Origin of the sequence: Streptomyces sp. NPDC007901 (assembly GCF_042959465.1) — a bacterium.
Taxonomy (GTDB): Bacteria; Actinomycetota; Actinomycetes; order Streptomycetales; family Streptomycetaceae; genus Streptomyces.
This window is the reverse complement of the sequence record NZ_JBIBKW010000034.1, coordinates 56,331-73,190: the sequence shown is the minus strand read 5'-3', so window position 1 is coordinate 73,190 and position 16,860 is coordinate 56,331. Positions and strand designations below refer to the sequence as shown.

Sequence of the window (16,860 nt, the reverse complement as noted above, 5' to 3'; positions counted from 1 at the left end):
ACACCGTTCTGCGAGGCACTGGTCTTGCGGCCGGGCGGGATCGCCGGGCCGCCGTCGATCGAGCGGATCAGCGACGCGGCGGCGCCGGTGACCATGCGGACCGGGTTGCGCTGGACGAACGCCTTCAGGGCGGAACGGCGGCCGGTGCTCAGGCCGCGTTCCGCGAGCGCCTGCTCCATGGACCGCTGCGTGGACTCACGGGTGACCCCGATCACGAGCGTGCGGGCACCCAGGGCCTCGGCGCACAGCAGCGCACCGTCCAGGATCAGATGCGGGGCACGGTTGATCAGCACCGTGTCCTTGCGGCAGGCCGGCTCGTCCTCGCTGCCGTTGACGACGACGACCGGCCGTACACCGCGCTTGATCGCCGCTTCGGCGACCGAGCGCAGCTTTTTGTGGAAGGGGAAGCCCGCGCCGCCGCGGCCCTTCAGGTTGATGCGTTCGGAGAGCTGCGCGAGTTGCTCCCCGCCCAGGGGTTCGAGCGGCCCGTGCACCTTGAGGTGCATGGGCAGATCGAGTCTTTCGACAAGGTCGAAACCCGACGTGAGCTGCGGAAGGCCGACCACGCGGACTTCTGGGACGTCGGGCAGGGCCTCGTTCACCTATAGCCTCCGGAAGGCGTGTTCCAAGGTTCGCCCGAACCCGGTGCGTCGAAGGACGCGCCGGGCGCTGGTTCGTTGGCGGGACCGCTGTTGTACGTGTCATTCGAGTTGTACGTGTCATAGCGGGCGTTCGTCTCACCCGTGTCGTACACATCACGTCCGACCGTTCCGCCTGTGCCCGGATTGCCATAGACGGGGATGTTGTATCCGGTGTCCTGGAGCGGGTCGTACGCCGACGGGGGAGCCTCGCCGACCGGCGGCGGGGTCGGAACCGGCCAGCTGCCCGTGCTGGAGTTGCCGTCCATGCGCGGCATGGCCTCGGTGGCCTGCATGTCCAGCCGCTCCATGCGCGCGGTCTGACCGGCCGCGAACGGCGACTGGGGCTGTCCGGGCGTGGACGTCGCCCGGTAGGCGGCCGCGAAGCCGGAGGCCGGCTCGGGAGTGGGTGCGGCGGTCGGGAACAGCGGGTTGGACTGCGAGGTCGCCGTGTCGGCCCGGGACGGCCGCGGCTCGCGCTCGCGCATGTTGTCGTAGCCGGGCAGCCCGGACTCGCTCATCCGGGCGCGGCTGGCGTCCAGGTCGTCCAGTTCGGGGCGTTCCGAGCTGCCCAGGACGGAGACGAGCCGGTCGGCGACCTTGCGCTTGAACGGGCGCGGGGCGGCGCGCAGCGCCAGCGCGGCCATCACGCCGACCAGGCAGAGGTCGTAGGAGATCATGAAGAACGGCTTCGCCGCGCGGCCCGCGTACAGGCCGTGGATCAGCGCCGCGCACCAGGCCGGGTAGGCCAGCATGTGCATGGCCCGCCAGCGGGCCGCCACCACGGCCGGGGCGGCGAAGTTGCTGCGCAGGGCGCCGGTGACACCAACGAAGATCATCAGCAGTCCGGCCAGCGAACCGAGTCCGATCAGGCCGGCACTTCCGGTGATGCCGAGCGAGAACGGGATGATCGCCGCGATCACCACGGTGTGGTCCAGGGCGATCTTCGTGACGATGTGCACCAGCAGGAACGCGATCGAGGCGACCGCGGTCGTCCGGTGAACCGCCTGGCCGACGATCCGCTGGCGGGTGTTGAGGAAGATCCGGTCCTGTGCGATCAGACCCCAGATCACCGAGCAGCTCAGCGAGACGAGCGACAGCACGCCCGCGCCGAAGTTCAGGAACTGTTGGAACTGGCTGCCTCCGGACAGCACGACCACGGGTATGAGCAACAGGACGACAGCGGACGCCACCCCCCAGACCGAGCGGCCTGGCTTGGGAAGCGAGCTGTTACTACGACGAGGGTTCATGGGGGCAACTCCGAGCAGTTCGGGAAAGCGGTCCCGGTGCCGCAGCCTAAGTGGCGCCATACCGATCAGTACGAGGTTTGAGTTATTGCGTTGTTATCAAAGGGCAGTGCGGCCCTTGTGGTGTCCCTTAGCGGACGTTACGCGTAGTAATTCTTGAACCTGGTTCAACTCTCGTTCCGATGGTCGCCTCAGACGCACGTGTCAACCGTTGATACGCAAGCGCGTCGCGGCTTGCTCAAGTGCTGCGGTACCCTGACGCCATGCGTGCCGTACGCCTTCTGCTTAGCGGGCCGCGCTGATCAGTCCCGACCGCCGGACGAAACGGTGGGTCGGCATCGGCGCGGCGTCCCCTCCTGTGCGAGGGGATTTTTCGTTTCTAGGAAGTTCGCAGCCGCAGGCAGAGACGACCGATGGAGCTTTGAGGATCATGAGCGAGACGAACCCCGCTGCCGCCGCCACGTCGGCGGAGGCCGCGCCGCACCGCTACACGGCCGCCCTGGCGGCCGACATCGAGGCACGCTGGCAGGACTTCTGGGACGCCGACGGCACCTACGCGGCCCCGAACCCCAAGGGTGACCTGGCCGGGGACCCCGAGCTGGCCGCCAGGCCCAAGAAGTTCATCATGGACATGTTCCCGTACCCGTCCGGTGCGGGCCTGCACGTCGGCCACCCCCTGGGCTACATCGCCACCGACGTCGTCGCCCGCTTCCAGCGGATGAACGGCCACAACGTCCTGCACACCCTGGGCTTCGACGCCTTCGGCCTGCCCGCCGAGCAGTACGCCGTGCAGACCGGCACGCACCCCCGCGTGTCCACCGAGGCCAACATCGAGAACATGAAGGCACAGCTGCGCCGGCTGGGCCTGGGCCACGACAAGCGCCGGTCGTTCGCCACGATCGACCCGGACTACTACAAGTGGACCCAGTGGATCTTCCTGCAGATCTTCAACTCCTGGTACGACGACGAGGCCGACAAGGCCCGCCCGATCTCCGAGCTGATCGCCCAGTTCGAGTCCGGTGAGCGTGTCGTACCGGGCCACACGCGCGCGTGGAACGAACTGACCGCGGTCGAGCGCGGCGATGTCCTGGGCGAGTTCCGCCTGGCCTACGCCTCCGACGCGCCGGTCAACTGGTGCCCCGGCCTGGGCACCGTGCTGGCCAACGAGGAGGTCACCGCCGACGGCCGCTCCGAGCGCGGCAACTTCCCCGTCTTCAAGGCCAAGCTGCGCCAGTGGAACATGCGCATCACCGCCTACGCCGACCGGCTGCTGGACGACCTGAACGAGCTGGACTGGCCCGAGGCCATCAAGCTGCAGCAGCGCAACTGGATCGGCCGCAGTGAGGGCGCCCGCGTCGACTTCCCGATCGACGGCGAGAAGATCACGGTCTTCACCACGCGCCCGGACACCCTGTTCGGCGCGACCTACATGGTGCTGGCCCCCGAGCACCCGCTGGTCGACGAGTTCGTCCCGGCCGCCTGGCCCGAGGGCACCCACGACGTGTGGACCGGCGGCCACGCCACCCCGGCCGAGGCCGTCACCGCGTACCGCGCGCAGGCCGGCGCCAAGTCCGACGTGGAACGGCAGGCCGAGGCCAAGGACAAGACCGGCGTCTTCACGGGCGCGTACGCGACCAACCCGGTCAACGGCGACCGGATCCCGGTCTTCATCGCCGACTACGTCCTGATGGGCTACGGCACCGGCGCGATCATGGCCGTCCCCGCCGGCGACCAGCGCGACTTCGAGTTCGCGCGCGCCTTCGAGCTGCCGATCGTCTGCATCGTCGAGCCCACCGACGGCCGCGGTACGGACACCGCGACGTGGGAGGACGCCTTCGGGTCCTACGACGCGAAGATCATCAACTCCTCCAACGACGACATCAAGCTGGACGGTCTGCCGGTCGCCGAGGCCAAGGCCCGCATCACCGAGTGGCTGGCCCGCAAGGGCATCGGCGAGGGCACCGTCAACTTCCGGCTGCGCGACTGGCTGTTCAGCCGCCAGCGCTACTGGGGCGAGCCCTTCCCGATCGTCTACGACGAGGACGGCGTCGCCCACTCGCTGCCCGAGTCGATGCTGCCGCTGGAGCTGCCCGAGGTCGAGGACTACTCGCCGCGCACCTTCGACCCGGAGGACGCGGACACCCAGCCCGAGACGCCGCTGTCGCGCAACGAGGACTGGGTCAACGTCACCCTGGACCTGGGCGACGGACCGAAGAAGTACCGCCGCGAGACCAACACCATGCCCAACTGGGCCGGTTCCTGCTGGTACGAGCTGCGCTACCTGGACCCGCACAACAGTGAGCAGCTGGTCGACCCGGAGATCGAGCAGTACTGGATGGGCCCGCGCGAGGGCATGCCGCACGGCGGTGTCGACCTGTACGTCGGCGGCGCCGAACACGCCGTGCTGCACCTGCTGTACGCCCGTTTCTGGTCGAAGGTGCTGTACGACCTGGGACATGTCTCGTCGGCCGAGCCGTTCCACAAGCTGTTCAACCAGGGCATGATCCAGGCCTACGTCTATCGCGACGGCCGTGGTTTCCCGGTGCCCGCCGCCGAGGTCGAGGAACTGGGCGGCGAGTACTACTACCAGGGCGAGAAGGTCTCCCGTCTGCTGGGCAAGATGGGCAAGTCCCTGAAGAACGCGGTGACTCCGGACGAGATCTGTAACGAGTACGGCGCCGACACGCTGCGCCTGTACGAGATGGCGATGGGTCCGCTGGACGTCTCCCGGCCGTGGGACACCCGCGCGGTGGTCGGCCAGTTCCGGCTGCTGCAGCGGCTGTGGCGCAACATCGTCGACGAGGCGACCGGTGAGGTCACCGTCACCGACGCCGAACCCGACGAGGAGACGCTGCGTGTCCTGCACAAGGTGATCGACGGTGTCCGCCAGGACCTGGAGGGCCTGCGCTTCAACACCGCCATCGCCAAGGTCACCGAGCTGAACAACCACCTGACCAAGACCGGCGCCGCCGTGTCGCGTACGGTCGCCGAGCCGCTGGTGCTGATGGTCGCGCCGCTGGCCCCGCACATCGCCGAGGAACTGTGGCGCAAGCTGGACCACACCGACTCGGTCGTGCACCGCGACTTCCCCGTCGCCGACCCGAATTACGTCGTAGACGAGACCGTGACCTGCGTCGTGCAGATCAAGGGCAAGGTCAAGGCCCGTCTGGAGGTGCCGCCGGCGATCTCCGACGAAGAGCTGGAGAAGGTGGCACTGGCCGACGAGACGGTCGTGAAGGCGCTGGGCGGTGCCGGGATCCGCAAGGTGATCGTGCGCGCGCCGAAGCTGGTGAACATCGTCACAGCGTGATGCCGCAGGCCGCCCCCGGGTGGTCCCCTACGGGCAGGTTCGAGGTTTTTTGGAACTCCGGACCTGCCCTTTGCGTTTACCGTTGAAGAGCGCGACCGCACGCCTGCCGTGGTCGAGACGGTCGGGTCGGTCGGGAGCGAGGAGGAGCACCGTGGAAACAGTGATCGCCGTATTCGCCGTGCTGTTCCTGCTCTTCGTCGCCGGCGGGGCGTATGTCACCTTCAAGGCGGTCGGTGCCGCCAAGCGCGGTGTGGACCGTACGATCACGCAGGCCCGGCGCACCGTCGAGGACCACACGCTGCGCGCCAAGTCCATGGTCCAGCTCGGCCCGGCGGGCGAGATCGCCCAGTTGCGGCTCGCGCTGCGCACCTCGATGCGGGCCACCCAGGACGCGTTGCACGCGGGCGTCGCCGAGGACGAGTCGCTGAAGGAGTCCCTCGGCCTCTTCCAGCGGCTCAGCGCGCACGGACACGAACTGGACGGCGAACTGCGGCGCCTGGAGTCCGAGCCGGACCGGGCCACGCTCGCCGCACGTCTGCCCGAGCTGCGCCGGCGCACCGAGCGCATCACCGAGTCCGCGGACGCGTTGCGCTGGGCGGCCCGGGACCGGGCCCGCCGGTTCGCCGACGACGATCTGGACACCTTGAGCACACAGATCGGCGTCGAGGCGGACGCCCTGCGGCACTGGACCGGTCCGGGCACCGCGTCCGGGCCCGAAACCCCGCCGTGGCCCGAGGCCGCCGCGGGACCGGCCGACCGGCAGACCTGGCCGGAAGCACCCGGGGCCGCCGCGGCCGGCGACCCGGTACAGCCCGCGATCACCCCGCCCGGCCGACGTCAGGCATACCCCTGGCAGAAGAAGCCCCGGCCGGAGAGCACCACTTGAACCGGCCGGTCCCGGTCCGGGTGAGCGGGGGTGGACTGCCGCCCCTGGGCTACGCCAGGTAACCTCCAGCTCATGTCCCGCCATGTCGCGATCGTCACCGATTCAACGGCCTACCTGCCGCCGCGGACGATGGAGCGCCACGGCATCACCGCCGTACCCCTGACCGTAGTCCTCGGCGACCGGGCCCTCGAAGAGGGCACCGAGATCTCCACCCGTTCCCTGGCCCAGGCTTTGCAGAAGCGCCGCCCCGTCACCACGTCCCGGCCCAGCCCCGAGGTGTTCGCGGCAACCTACCGCAGGGTCGCCGAGTCCGGGGCCACCGGCATCGTCTCGCTGCACCTGTCCGCCGAACTGTCCGGCACCTACGACGCGGCGGTCGTCGCGGCCCGCGAAGCACCCGTCCCCGTGCGGGTGGTGGACACCGGGATGGTCGCGATGGCCCTCGGTTTCTGCGCGCTCGCGGCGGCCGAGGCAGCCGAGGCGGGCGGCACCGTCGACGAGGCCGTCACGGCAGCGGAGAAACGGGCCGCCGGCACCTCCGCCTACTTCTACGTGGACACCCTCGACTATCTGCGCCGCGGCGGCCGTATCGGCACCGCCCAGGCCCTGCTCGGGTCCGCGCTCGCCGTGAAACCCCTGCTCCAGCTGGACGGCGGCCGGATCGAACTCCTCGAGAAGGTCCGGACGGCGTCCCGGGCCATCGCCCGCCTCGAGGAGCTCGCCGCCGAACGTGCGGGCAGTGCCGAGGTGGACATCGCCGTCCACCATCTCGCCGCCCCCGACCGTGCCTCGGCCCTCGCCGACCGGCTGCGGGCCCGGGTGCCCGGCCTGGCCGACCTGCATGTCAGCGAGGTCGGCGCGGTCATCGGGGCGCACACCGGCCCCGGACTGCTCGGGGCGGTCGTCTCCCCGCGGTGACGCGGTGACCTGTGGACCAGGGGACGGCACTCTCCCCTTCTTCACTCGTGTCTTCACTCGTGCGAGTGGCGAAGTTATCCACAACTCCGCCGTGATCCACGGAAATTGAGCAAGATCATCACGAATCGGCGGGAAGCCCGATCCTCGTCGCATGGCACTTCGATCACGCTCACACGAGACACACGCAACCAGCGGCCCGGGCCGGGGCCCCGCTTCTGACGGCCGCACCCGGCACCGCTGGCCCTCCGTCCGGGTCCGCACCCGGCACCGCCCGGCCCCGGCGGACGAACTGCGCCGCCGGGCCGAACTCCTCTTCGGCGAACGCGGAATCACCAGCCCGCATCCGGGACAGGGGCCGCCGAGCGCAGCCACGGTGACCGGCTCCGGCCCGGCGACCGGACTCACCGCGGCCACCGCCGGGGTGCGCGCCGCCACGACCGGGGTACGCACCGCCGCTGCCGCACTGACCACGGCGGCGGCCGTGATGTCCTCGGCCCGTGCGCTGGCCGGCGCGGCCACGGCCCACAGCGAGCCGGCGCTGCCCAGGCTGCGGGCCCGCTTCGGGCTCGCCGTGCGGGAGCGAATGCCGGTGTGGCTGCAGACCCGCTGCGGTCTGGAACGCCGGGGCGCGGTCGCCCTCGGGGTGGTCCTCGTCGCGGCGGCGGCCCTGGCCGCGCAACACTTCTGGACGGGCCGCACCGAGTCCGTGAGCGCTCCGGAGGTGGTGCGCGCCGGGGCGCCGTACGAGAAGAACGAGGAGCAGGTCCCGGCCACGGACACCGGTACCGCCGCCGCGTCCGGCGGGCCCGGCGGGCCCGGTGGCGAGATCGTCGTGGACGTCACCGGCAAGGTCCGTGAGCCGGGCGTCCACACCCTCCCGGCCGGGTCCCGGGTGACCGACGCGCTGCGGGCGGCGGGCGGGGTACGGCCGGGTACGGATACCGACGGACTCAACCGCGCCCGCTTCCTGGTCGACGGCGAACAGGTCGTCGTCGGGGGACCCGCCCCGCCGGCCGCACCGGGCCAGGCCACGGGCGCCGCGACGGGAACGGGCCCGGCCGCCCCGATCCTGCTGAACTCGGCGACCGTCGAGCAGCTCGACGCCCTGCCCGGAGTCGGCCCCGTGCTGGCCCAGCACATCGTCGACTACCGCACCGAGCACGGCGGTTTCCGCTCCGTCGGCGAACTCCGCCAGGTCAAAGGCATCGGCGACCGCCGCTTCTCCGACCTGCGGGATCTGGTACGGCCATGAGCCGAGTGACCGACGGTGCCCCGCCGGGATCCGCGACCGGGCGCCGGGCCGTGAACACCGGCTCGGGCCGCCGTCCCGGGACCGCGCACCCCCGGCGGGACGGAACGGCCGACCTGCGGCTGGTGCCGCCCGCGCTGGCGGCCTGGGCGACGGCGGCGCTGACGCTGGACACACCGCCGCGGTGGACGGCGGGGATCGCCGTCGCCTGCCTGGTCGCCGGGATGCTCCTGCTGTGGCGGAGCAGGGTCGACCCCCGACCGGGGACGTCGACCGCCGACACCCCGCCCTCCCGCGGGACTTGGCGGAGCGCCTCCGTTGGCGCCCTGCTCCTGTGCGTCGCCGGGGCCGCCGCGTCGGCCGGGCTGCACGGGGCGGATGCGCGACGGGGGCCGGTGCCGGAACTCGCCCGCGGATACACGACCGTGACCGCGGAGGTGGAACTCACCGGCGACCCCTGGATCAGCAGGCCGCGCGTGCGAGGGGATCACGCCACGACGGCCGCCGTGCTGGTACGCGCAGAGGTGCGCCGGGTGGAGAGCGGGGACGGGACGGCGGTGACGACGCGTTCGCCGGTGCTGATGGCCGTCGACCCGCAGGTGCGGGCACCCGGTGGCGGCGGGCGGGCGCGGTGGCTGGGGCTGCTGCCCTCCACGCGGCTGCGGGTGAGCGGGCGGCTGGCTCCGGCGACGGCCGGCGGGGCCCGGGTCGCGGCGATGCTGCGGGTGCGGGAGTCGCCCGCGCCGGTGGTGGTGGGAGAGCCGAGCGGGCCGCAGCGGCTGGCCGGACGCCTGCGGGCCGGGCTGCGGGAGGCGACCGACGGGCTGCCTGGAGACGCGCGGGCCTTGCTGCCGGGGCTGGTCGTCGGGGACACGTCACGGATTACCCCCGAACTGGACGAGGCCTTCGAGGAGACCGACCTCGCGCACACCCTCGCGGTTTCTGGCAGCAACCTCACCATCCTGCTCGCCCTGCTCATCGGGCCGCCGGGACTGGCCCAGCAGGTCGAGCGGCGCGGCCTCGCCCCGCGCCTCGGGCTGTCGCTGCGGGGGACCGCGCTGCTCGCGTCGGCGCTCACGCTCGGCTTCGTCGTCGTGTGCCGGCCGGACCCCAGCGTGCTGCGGGCCGCGGCCTGCGGAGCTGTCGCCTTGCTCGCCCTCGCCACCGGCCGCCGCAGATCCCTGATCCCGGCGCTGGCGACGGCGGTTCTGCTGCTGGTGCTGTACGACCCGTGGCTGGCCCGCAGTTACGGCTTCCTGCTGTCCGTGCTGGCCACCGGGGCGCTGCTGGTCCTGGCGCCCGGCTGGAGCGAGGCGCTGCGGCGGCGCGGGGTGCCGGAGCGGCTGGCGGAGGGCCTGGGAGCTGCCGCGGCGGCGCAGGCGGTGTGCGCGCCGGTGGTGGCGGTGCTGTCCGCGCGGGTGAGCCTGGTGGCGGTGCCCTGCAATCTGCTGGCCGAGATGGCGGTCGCGCCGGCCACGGTGCTGGGGTTCGCGTCGCTCGCGGCGGCCCCGGTGGCGATGCCGGTGGCCAAGGCGCTGGCGTGGTGCGCGGGTTGGCCCGCCGGATGGATCGCGGGGATCGCCCGGACCGGGGCCGAACTGCCGGGTGCGGGCGTGGACTGGCCCGGGAGCTGGACGGGGGCCTTGCTGCTGGCGGGGGTCACCGTGGCCGTCGTACCGCTGGGGCGGCGGTTGCTGCGGCATCCGTGGTGGTGCGGGGTGCTGGGGGTGCTGCTCCTGCTGCTGGTGGTACGGCCCGCGCCGCTGACCCGGGTGATCACGGGCTGGCCGCCGCCCGGGTGGCGGCTGGCGATGTGCGATGTCGGGCAGGGCGACGCGACCGTGCTGGCGGCGGGTGCGGGTACGGGCGTGGTGGTGGACGCGGGGCCCGACCCGGCGCTGGTCGACCACTGTCTGCGGGAGCTCGGCATCACCCGCATCCCGTTGGTCGTCCTCACCCACTTCCACGCCGACCATGTGGCCGGGCTGCCCGGGGTGCTGCGCGGCCGTGAGGTGGCGCAGATCGAGACGACCGGGTTCGAGGAACCCGCGGACCAGGCCGGGTTCGTGAGAAGGGAGGCGGCCGAGCACGGGATCCCGGTCACGCGCGCGGCCGCCGGGGAGCGGCGCAGGACGGGACCGCTGGACTGGCAGGTGCTGTGGCCGCCCCCGGACCCGGCGCCCGAACCGGACGGTCCGAACGACGCCAGCGTCGCTCTGCTGGTGCGGTCGGCCGGACTGCGGATGCTGCTCCTCGGTGACCTCGAACCCCCGGCCCAGGAGGAACTGCTGAGATCGCCGGCGGCCGCCGCACTGGGCCGGGTGGATGTTCTGAAAGTGGCCCATCACGGGTCCGCGTATCAGGATCCGCGGCTGATACGGCTGGTGGCGCCCCGGGTCGCTCTCATCTCCTGCGGCGCGGACAACCCGTACGGACATCCGGCCTCGGGCACGGTGGCTCTGCTGCGGGCCGGAGGGGCGAGGGTGCTGAGGACCGACCGGGACGGGGCGCTCGCCGTGACCGGCGGCGGCCGGGGAAGGGAGGCGGGGGAGCTGGCAGTGGCGCGAGACTGAGCGCATGAACTCGGTGAACTCGGTGAACTCCGCGCAGATCGACGCCTACCTATGCCGTCTCGGGGCCGCCCGCCCGGCCCGGCCCACCGCCGAGGCCCTGCGCGAGCTGCATCTGCTGCATCTGCGGACCGTGCCCTTCGAGAACCTGTCGATCCACCTCGGCGAGGAGATCGTGCTGGAGGAGAAGCGGCTGCTGGAGAAGGTGGTGGGCGCGGGCCGGGGCGGGTTCTGCTACGAACTCAACGGAGCCTTCGCGGCGTTGCTGACCGCCTTCGGCTTCGGGGTGACCACGCTGGCGGGGCGGGTGTACGGGGACGAGGGGCGGCTCGGGATCCCGTACGACCATCTCGCGCTGCTGGTGCGGACGGTGGACGGGGGTGAGTGGCTCGCCGACGTCGGGTTCGGGGCGCACAGCCACTACCCGCTGGCGTTCGCGGAGCGGGGCGACCAGCCGGACCCGGGCGGGACGTTCCGGGTGACGGCGGCCGGGCCGGACGCGGCGGGGGTGCGGGGAGTGGGGGGAGGGGAGGGAGGGGGCGGCCCGGTGGCCGGGGACGTGGACGTGTTGCGTGATGGTCGGCCGCAGTACCGGCTGGAGGCCAGGCCGCGGGTACTCGGGGACTTCACGGCCGGGGCGTGGTGGCACAGCACCTCGCCGGCGTCGCACTTCACGCAGTCGCTGGTCTGTTCGCGGATCACCGAGGACGGTGGGCGCATCACGCTCAGCGGGCGGACGTTCAAGGTGTCGGCGGCCGACGGGTCGCGTGAGGAGCGGGAGTTGGAGCGCGACGAGGAGGTGCTCGCGGTCTACCGGGAGCGGTTCGGGATCGGGCTGGACCGTGTGCCGACTGTGCGAAATCCGCGAAACGCCAACCGGAACGGCTAATTCGGGCGCGATGGGCGAACAAGTTACTACTGGCGCGTAGCATGCTACTCGTGCGTAGTCCCGGCGCATGCGCCGGATTCCCGCGATGTGGGCTCGTGTTGCCTCGAAAGCCGCATCAGTGATCGAATGTGTCTTCGGTAATGGACGGTGGCGAGGCGTACAGGGGTGGCGAGGATGTTCGGCCGCTTGATGGGAAACCGAACGAACCGTGCGCAGCGGACGAGTCCTCTCGCGGCGGTGCAGACTCCGCCCGACGCCGGGGTGCTGAGCTGCCGGGTACTCGACCCGGTCAACGAGCCGGTGACGAAGGCCGAGTTCGCGGTCAGCGACACCATGGGGCGCACGGTGGTCAGCGGGGGTACGGACCCCTACGGGTCGTTCGTGACGACCGTGCCGGCCGGCGAGTACCGGCTGGCGGTGTCCGCCGAGGGGTTCACGCCGTACCGGGCGACCGCGCTGGTCGGCGAGAACAGCCTCGCCTCGCTCGGTGACGTGACCCTCCAGGTCGCCCAGCCGCCGGAGCTGCCGGCGCCGGGGGACTGGGAGATCGAGCCGACGCATTCCTCGATCGCCTTCACCGCCCGGCACATCGGACTGGCCCGGATCCACGGGCGGTTCAATTCGTTCGCGGGCGCGGTACGGATTGCCGAGCATGTAGAGCGGTCCGCGATGCACGTCGTGATCGACGCCGCGACCATCGACACGGGCGTGCGGATGCGGGACGACCATCTGCGGTCGGCGGACTTCCTGGACGTGCAGCGGTTCCCGACGCTGGAGTTCTACAGCGACCGGTTCGTCCACAAGGGCGGCACCAAATGGGCCGTCACCGGGGCGCTGTCCCTGCACGGCGTGACACGGACGGTCACGCTCGAAACGGAGTACCTCGGGCTCGGCAACGGCATGGAGGGCGAGGTGCGGGCGGCCTGCCGGGCCACCACCGAACTGCACCGGGACGACTTCACCGTGAGCTGGCAGACGATGCTGGCGCGCGGCATAGCGGTCGTCGGGCCGAGCATTCGTATCGATCTCGACGTGCAGATCGTGCCCAAGGGCTGAGCTGTCACGGCCGTCGTCCGGACGGTCGGGCGGTGCCTGAGAAAATGGTCCCGTGAGTGATGTGAGACATGTGCTGGTGCTGCCGGACCGGGACGCGGCGGAGGAGGCGGCCCAGGCGCTCGCAGAGCGGTTCGGAATCGTCGAGGAGCCGCGGCTGGTGCGGGACGCGCTGGCCGGCGAGGACGACGCGGAGGACGCGCAGTGGCTGGTGCTGCTGGGCGACGAGGACGGGCGGCTGGATCCCGCGGAGCTGGACGAGTTCGCGGGGGAGTGGGAGGGGTGGCGGGAGGAACCGTGACCTCCCGGTGGCCGCGGCGTTGAGGGGCGGCCGGCCGCGCGGTCCCGTTGTCAGTGGCCCGTGGGATGCTTGGCGTGATGGCGAAGAAGAGTGCTGATGACGATCCGCTGGCCCCGGTGACCCTTGCCGTGGGGCAGGAGGACCTGCTGCTCGACCGCGCCGTGCAGCAGGTGGTGGCCGCCGCTCGGGCCGCCGACGCCGACACGGACGTGCGGGATCTGACCCCGGACCAGTTGCAGCCCGGCACCCTCGCCGAGCTGACCAGCCCGTCGCTCTTCTCGGAGCGCAAGGTCGTGGTCGTCCGCAACGCGCAGGACCTGTCCGCCGACACGATCAAGGACGTCAAGGCGTACCTCGGGGCGCCCGCCGAGGAGATCACGCTCGTGCTGCTGCACGCGGGCGGGGTCAAGGGCAAGGGACTGCTGGACGCGGCGCGCAAGGCGGGGGCCCGGGAGGTCGCCTGCCCGAAGATGACCAAGCCCGCGGACCGGCTCGCGTTCGTGCGCAGCGAGTTCCGGGCCATGGGGCGGTCCGCCACACCGGAGGCGTGTCAGGCGCTGGTCGACGCCATCGGCAGCGATCTGCGGGAGCTGGCGTCGGCCGTGACCCAGCTCGCCTCGGACATCGAGGGCACCATCGACGAGGCCGTCGTCGGGCGGTACTACACCGGGCGGGCCGAGGCGTCGAGCTTCACCGTCGCCGACCGGGCCGTGGAAGGGCGTACGGCGGAGGCGCTGGAGGCGTTGCGCTGGTCGCTGGCGACCGGGGTCGCGCCGGTGCTGATCACGAGTGCGCTCGCGCAGGGGGTGCGGGCGATCGGCAAGCTGTCCGGCGCCCGCGGCGGGCGGCCCGCGGATCTCGCGCGCGAGCTGGGGATGCCGCCGTGGAAGATCGACCGGGTACGGCAGCAGATGCGGGGGTGGACGCCGGACGGGGTCGCCGTGGCGCTGCGGGCCGTCGCCGAGGCGGACGCGGGCGTCAAGGGCGGCGGGGATGATCCCGAGTACGCCCTGGAGAAGGCCGTGGTGACCATCGCGCGGGCGGCCCGGTCGCGAGGGCGGGGGTAAGGCCGTCGGGAGGGGGCTGGGCCCCCTTCGCACCCCGGATTCCCGTCAGAAGTGCCAAAAGCCCCGATGTCCCACCCTGGGGAAGGGTGGGGTACCGGGGCTTCGGTTCGTGCTGTGAGGAGCCACGCCCGCGTGGCGAACGCAGGCCGCGCGTGGCTCCGGGGTGCCGGCCGGGGACGGATGAGAGAGGGCCCGCCCGGGTCCTGCCGGCGATCAGATCAAAGAAGAGGTTCAGCCCTGGAGGGACGCGACCTTGGAAGCGAGCGCCGACTTCTTGTTGGCGGCCTGGTTCTTGTGGATGACGCCCTTGGAGACGGCCTTGTCGAGCTGACGCGCGGCAGCGCGCTGCAGCTCGGTGGCCTTCTGGACGTCGCCTGCGGCAGCGGCCTCACGGGCCTTGCGGATCGCGGTCTTCAGGGAGGACTTGACGGCCTTGTTGCGCAGCCGAGCCTTCTCGTTGGTCTTGATCCGCTTGATCTGGGACTTGATGTTCGCCACGAATGAGCCTTTTCAGGTTCTGGTCCGGGGCCGTGAAGCTCCCGTACCGATGATTTCTTGAAGATGTGTCTCGCGCTGAGAGGGCATGAGACACAGCTGCCCACACTACCAGCGAGGCGGCCAACGGCCCAAACCTGTCCCTGGTCCCTCTCCATGGGACCATGGAGGCTACGTATCGATCCGACCCGAGGCACAAGGCGCCTCAAGAGACAGGACCCTGCGTGCCCGCGACCCCTAACAATGTGCCCGAGCCGAGCCGTACCGCCCCGGCTCTGATCCGCAATTTCTGCATCATCGCGCACATCGACCACGGCAAGTCCACGCTCGCCGACCGGATGCTCCAGCTGACCGGTGTGGTCGAGCAGCGGCAGATGCGTGCTCAGTACCTCGACCGGATGGACATCGAGCGCGAGCGCGGCATCACGATCAAGTCCCAGGCGGTGCGTCTGCCCTGGGCCCCCACCGAGGGCCCCGACCAGGGCAGCACGCACATCCTCAACATGATCGACACCCCGGGGCACGTCGACTTCACGTATGAGGTATCGCGGTCGCTGGCGGCCTGCGAGGGGACCATCCTTCTCGTCGACGCCGCCCAGGGCATCGAGGCGCAGACCCTCGCCAACCTCTACCTGGCGATGGAGAACGACCTCACGATCATCCCCGTGCTCAACAAGATCGACCTGCCGGCCGCGCAGCCGGAGAAGTTCGCCGAGGAGCTGGCGAACCTGGTCGGCTGTGATCCGGACGACGTGCTGCGGGTCTCCGCGAAGACCGGCGTCGGCGTCGACGCGCTGCTCAACAAGGTCGTCAAGGAGATCCCGGCGCCGGTCGGCGTCGCCGACGCGCCCGCCCGCGCGATGATCTTCGACTCGGTCTACGACTCCTACCGCGGTGTCGTGACGTACGTCCGTGTCATCGACGGCCAGCTCAACAAGCGTGAGCGCATCAAGATGATGTCGACCGGCGCCACGCACGAGCTGTTGGAGATCGGGACGAACTCGCCGGAGATGCTGTCCGCGGACGGACTGGGCGTCGGTGAGGTCGGCTATCTGATCACCGGTGTGAAGGACGTCCGGCAGTCCAAGGTCGGTGACACGGTCACCAGCCAGAACAAGGGCGCCACGGAGGCCCTGGGCGGCTACAAGGATCCGAAGCCCATGGTCTTCTCCGGGCTCTATCCGCTCGACGGCTCCGACTACCCGGAGCTGCGCGAGGCGCTGGACAAGCTGCAGCTCAACGACGCCGCGCTCGTCTACGAGCCGGAGACCTCGGCGGCACTCGGCTTCGGTTTCCGCGTCGGCTTCCTCGGGCTGCTGCACCTCGACGTGATCCGGGAGCGGCTGGAGCGCGAGTTCGGGCTCGACCTCATCGCCACCGCGCCGAACGTGGTCTACCGCGTGGTCATGGAGGACGGGACCGAGCACACGGTCACCAATCCGAGCGAATTCCCCGAGGGGAAGATCAACGAGGTGTACGAGCCCGTCGTACGGGCCACGATCCTCGCGCCGAGCGAGTTCATCGGCTCGATCATGGAGCTGTGCCAGACCCGGCGCGGCACCCTGCTCGGGATGGACTACCTGTCGGAGGACCGGGTCGAGATCCGGTACACGCTGCCGCTCGCGGAAATCGTCTTCGACTTCTTCGACCAGTTGAAGTCGAAGACGCGTGGTTACGCGTCGCTGGACTACGAGCCCACCGGCGAGCAGACCTCCAGCCTGGTCAAGGTCGACATCCTGCTGCACGGCGACAAGGTGGACGCCTTCTCGGCGATCACGCACAAGGACGCGGCGTACGCGTACGGCGTGCGGCTGGTCGCCAAGCTGCGCGAGCTGATCCCGCGGCAGGCCTTCGAGGTGCCCATCCAGGCCGCCATCGGCTCCCGGGTGATCGCCCGCGAGACCATCCGCGCCATCCGCAAGGACGTCCTCGCCAAGTGCTACGGCGGCGACATCTCCCGTAAGCGCAAGCTGCTGGAGAAGCAGAAGGAAGGCAAGAAGCGGATGAAGATGGTGGGTTCCGTGGAGGTTCCGCAGGAAGCCTTCATCGCCGTGCTGAGCAGTGATGACAGCGCGGGATCGACCAAGAGCAAGAAGTAACCGCGGGTAACTTGTGGCCGCGTCCCCAAAACGGGTGCAAGAGGGGTCCGTCGTACGAAATAGTGGCGGGCCCCTACGCGTGCGTAGGGTCGCTCTGCGTGGAATATGCGGGGAAACAGACAGGCCGATGCCCCTTAC

Annotated in this window: 12 protein-coding genes and 1 pseudogene; 10 read left to right on the top strand and 3 right to left on the bottom strand. The window is 71.0% G+C overall.

From position 1 onward, the window contains the following. Both ACFZDK_RS51625 and ACFZDK_RS51620 read right to left on the bottom strand, forming a co-directional pair. A pseudogene (locus ACFZDK_RS51625) lies at positions 1–602 on the bottom strand (oxidoreductase); the annotation flags it as partial. After that, positions 599–1,888 (bottom strand): cytochrome b/b6 domain-containing protein, encoded by a 1,290-nt coding sequence (locus ACFZDK_RS51620; RefSeq protein WP_390985228.1) that lies wholly within the window; start codon positions 1,886–1,888, stop codon positions 599–601. The pseudogene ACFZDK_RS51625 and the gene ACFZDK_RS51620, both read right to left, overlap by 4 nt. A 427-nt stretch (positions 1,889–2,315) precedes the next feature. On the opposite strand from ACFZDK_RS51620, the gene leuS reads away from it, so the two are divergent. From leuS to holA, 9 genes are all read left to right on the top strand, one after another. Further along, positions 2,316–5,195, top strand: coding sequence for a leucine--tRNA ligase (gene leuS / locus ACFZDK_RS51615; protein ID WP_390985225.1), 2,880 nt, complete (start codon positions 2,316–2,318; stop codon positions 5,193–5,195). Between the two features lie 151 nt (positions 5,196–5,346). Continuing rightward, positions 5,347–6,081, top strand: a complete 735-nt coding sequence (locus tag ACFZDK_RS51610) for a hypothetical protein (protein WP_390985222.1) — start codon at positions 5,347–5,349, stop codon at positions 6,079–6,081. 72 nt (positions 6,082–6,153) lie between these two features. Continuing rightward, positions 6,154–6,999, top strand: coding sequence for a DegV family protein (locus ACFZDK_RS51605; protein WP_390985219.1), 846 nt, complete (start codon positions 6,154–6,156; stop codon positions 6,997–6,999). A gap of 151 nt (positions 7,000–7,150) precedes the next feature. Continuing rightward, a complete protein-coding gene (locus ACFZDK_RS51600; RefSeq protein WP_390985216.1) occupies positions 7,151–8,251 on the top strand; it encodes a helix-hairpin-helix domain-containing protein in 1,101 nt (366 codons plus the stop codon). Beyond that, complete coding sequence (locus tag ACFZDK_RS51595) at positions 8,248–10,821, top strand: ComEC/Rec2 family competence protein (RefSeq protein WP_390985213.1); 2,574 nt, start codon at positions 8,248–8,250, stop codon at positions 10,819–10,821. The genes ACFZDK_RS51600 and ACFZDK_RS51595 overlap by 4 nt, the downstream gene beginning before the upstream one ends. A 22-nt stretch (positions 10,822–10,843) precedes the next feature. Then, entirely contained in the window at positions 10,844–11,707 is an 864-nt protein-coding gene (locus ACFZDK_RS51590) for an arylamine N-acetyltransferase (protein ID WP_390985234.1), read from the top strand. Between the two features lie 174 nt (positions 11,708–11,881). Continuing rightward, the gene (locus ACFZDK_RS51585; protein ID WP_390985210.1) at positions 11,882–12,763 is read left to right on the top strand and encodes a YceI family protein; all 882 of its coding nucleotides are present in this window, start codon (positions 11,882–11,884) and stop codon (positions 12,761–12,763) included. 52 nt (positions 12,764–12,815) lie between these two features. Further along, positions 12,816–13,061 carry a hypothetical protein gene (locus ACFZDK_RS51580; protein WP_390985207.1) on the top strand — a complete coding sequence of 82 codons (246 nt, stop codon included), beginning with the start codon at positions 12,816–12,818 and terminating at the stop codon, positions 13,059–13,061. Between the two features lie 77 nt (positions 13,062–13,138). Further along, positions 13,139–14,128: a DNA polymerase III subunit delta gene (gene holA / locus ACFZDK_RS51575; protein ID WP_390985204.1), complete on the top strand. Its 990-nt coding sequence runs from the start codon at positions 13,139–13,141 to the stop codon at positions 14,126–14,128. A 231-nt stretch (positions 14,129–14,359) separates the two neighbouring features. Here holA and rpsT read toward each other — a convergent pair whose 3' ends face one another. After that, positions 14,360–14,626, bottom strand: coding sequence for a 30S ribosomal protein S20 (rpsT, locus tag ACFZDK_RS51570; RefSeq protein WP_046733201.1), 267 nt, complete (start codon positions 14,624–14,626; stop codon positions 14,360–14,362). Between the two features lie 221 nt (positions 14,627–14,847). Between rpsT and lepA the strand changes: the two genes are divergently transcribed. Next, entirely contained in the window at positions 14,848–16,722 is a 1,875-nt protein-coding gene (gene lepA, locus ACFZDK_RS51565; RefSeq protein WP_390985200.1) for a translation elongation factor 4, read from the top strand. The last annotated feature ends 138 nt before the right edge of the window (positions 16,723–16,860 follow it).

Bases quoted from the DNA above. Each gene is read 5' to 3' on its own strand.
- ACFZDK_RS51605 (WP_390985219.1), top strand. From the start codon at position 6,154: ATGTCCCGCCATGTCGCGATCGTCACCGATTCAACGGCCTACCTGCCG.
- ACFZDK_RS51620 (WP_390985228.1), bottom strand. From the start codon at position 1,888: ATGAACCCTCGTCGTAGTAACAGCTCGCTTCCCAAGCCAGGCCGCTCG.
- leuS (WP_390985225.1), top strand. From the start codon at position 2,316: ATGAGCGAGACGAACCCCGCTGCCGCCGCCACGTCGGCGGAGGCCGCG.
- ACFZDK_RS51600 (WP_390985216.1), top strand. From the start codon at position 7,151: ATGGCACTTCGATCACGCTCACACGAGACACACGCAACCAGCGGCCCG.
- holA (WP_390985204.1), top strand. From the start codon at position 13,139: ATGGCGAAGAAGAGTGCTGATGACGATCCGCTGGCCCCGGTGACCCTT.
- ACFZDK_RS51595 (WP_390985213.1), top strand. From the start codon at position 8,248: ATGAGCCGAGTGACCGACGGTGCCCCGCCGGGATCCGCGACCGGGCGC.
- ACFZDK_RS51585 (WP_390985210.1), top strand. From the start codon at position 11,882: ATGTTCGGCCGCTTGATGGGAAACCGAACGAACCGTGCGCAGCGGACG.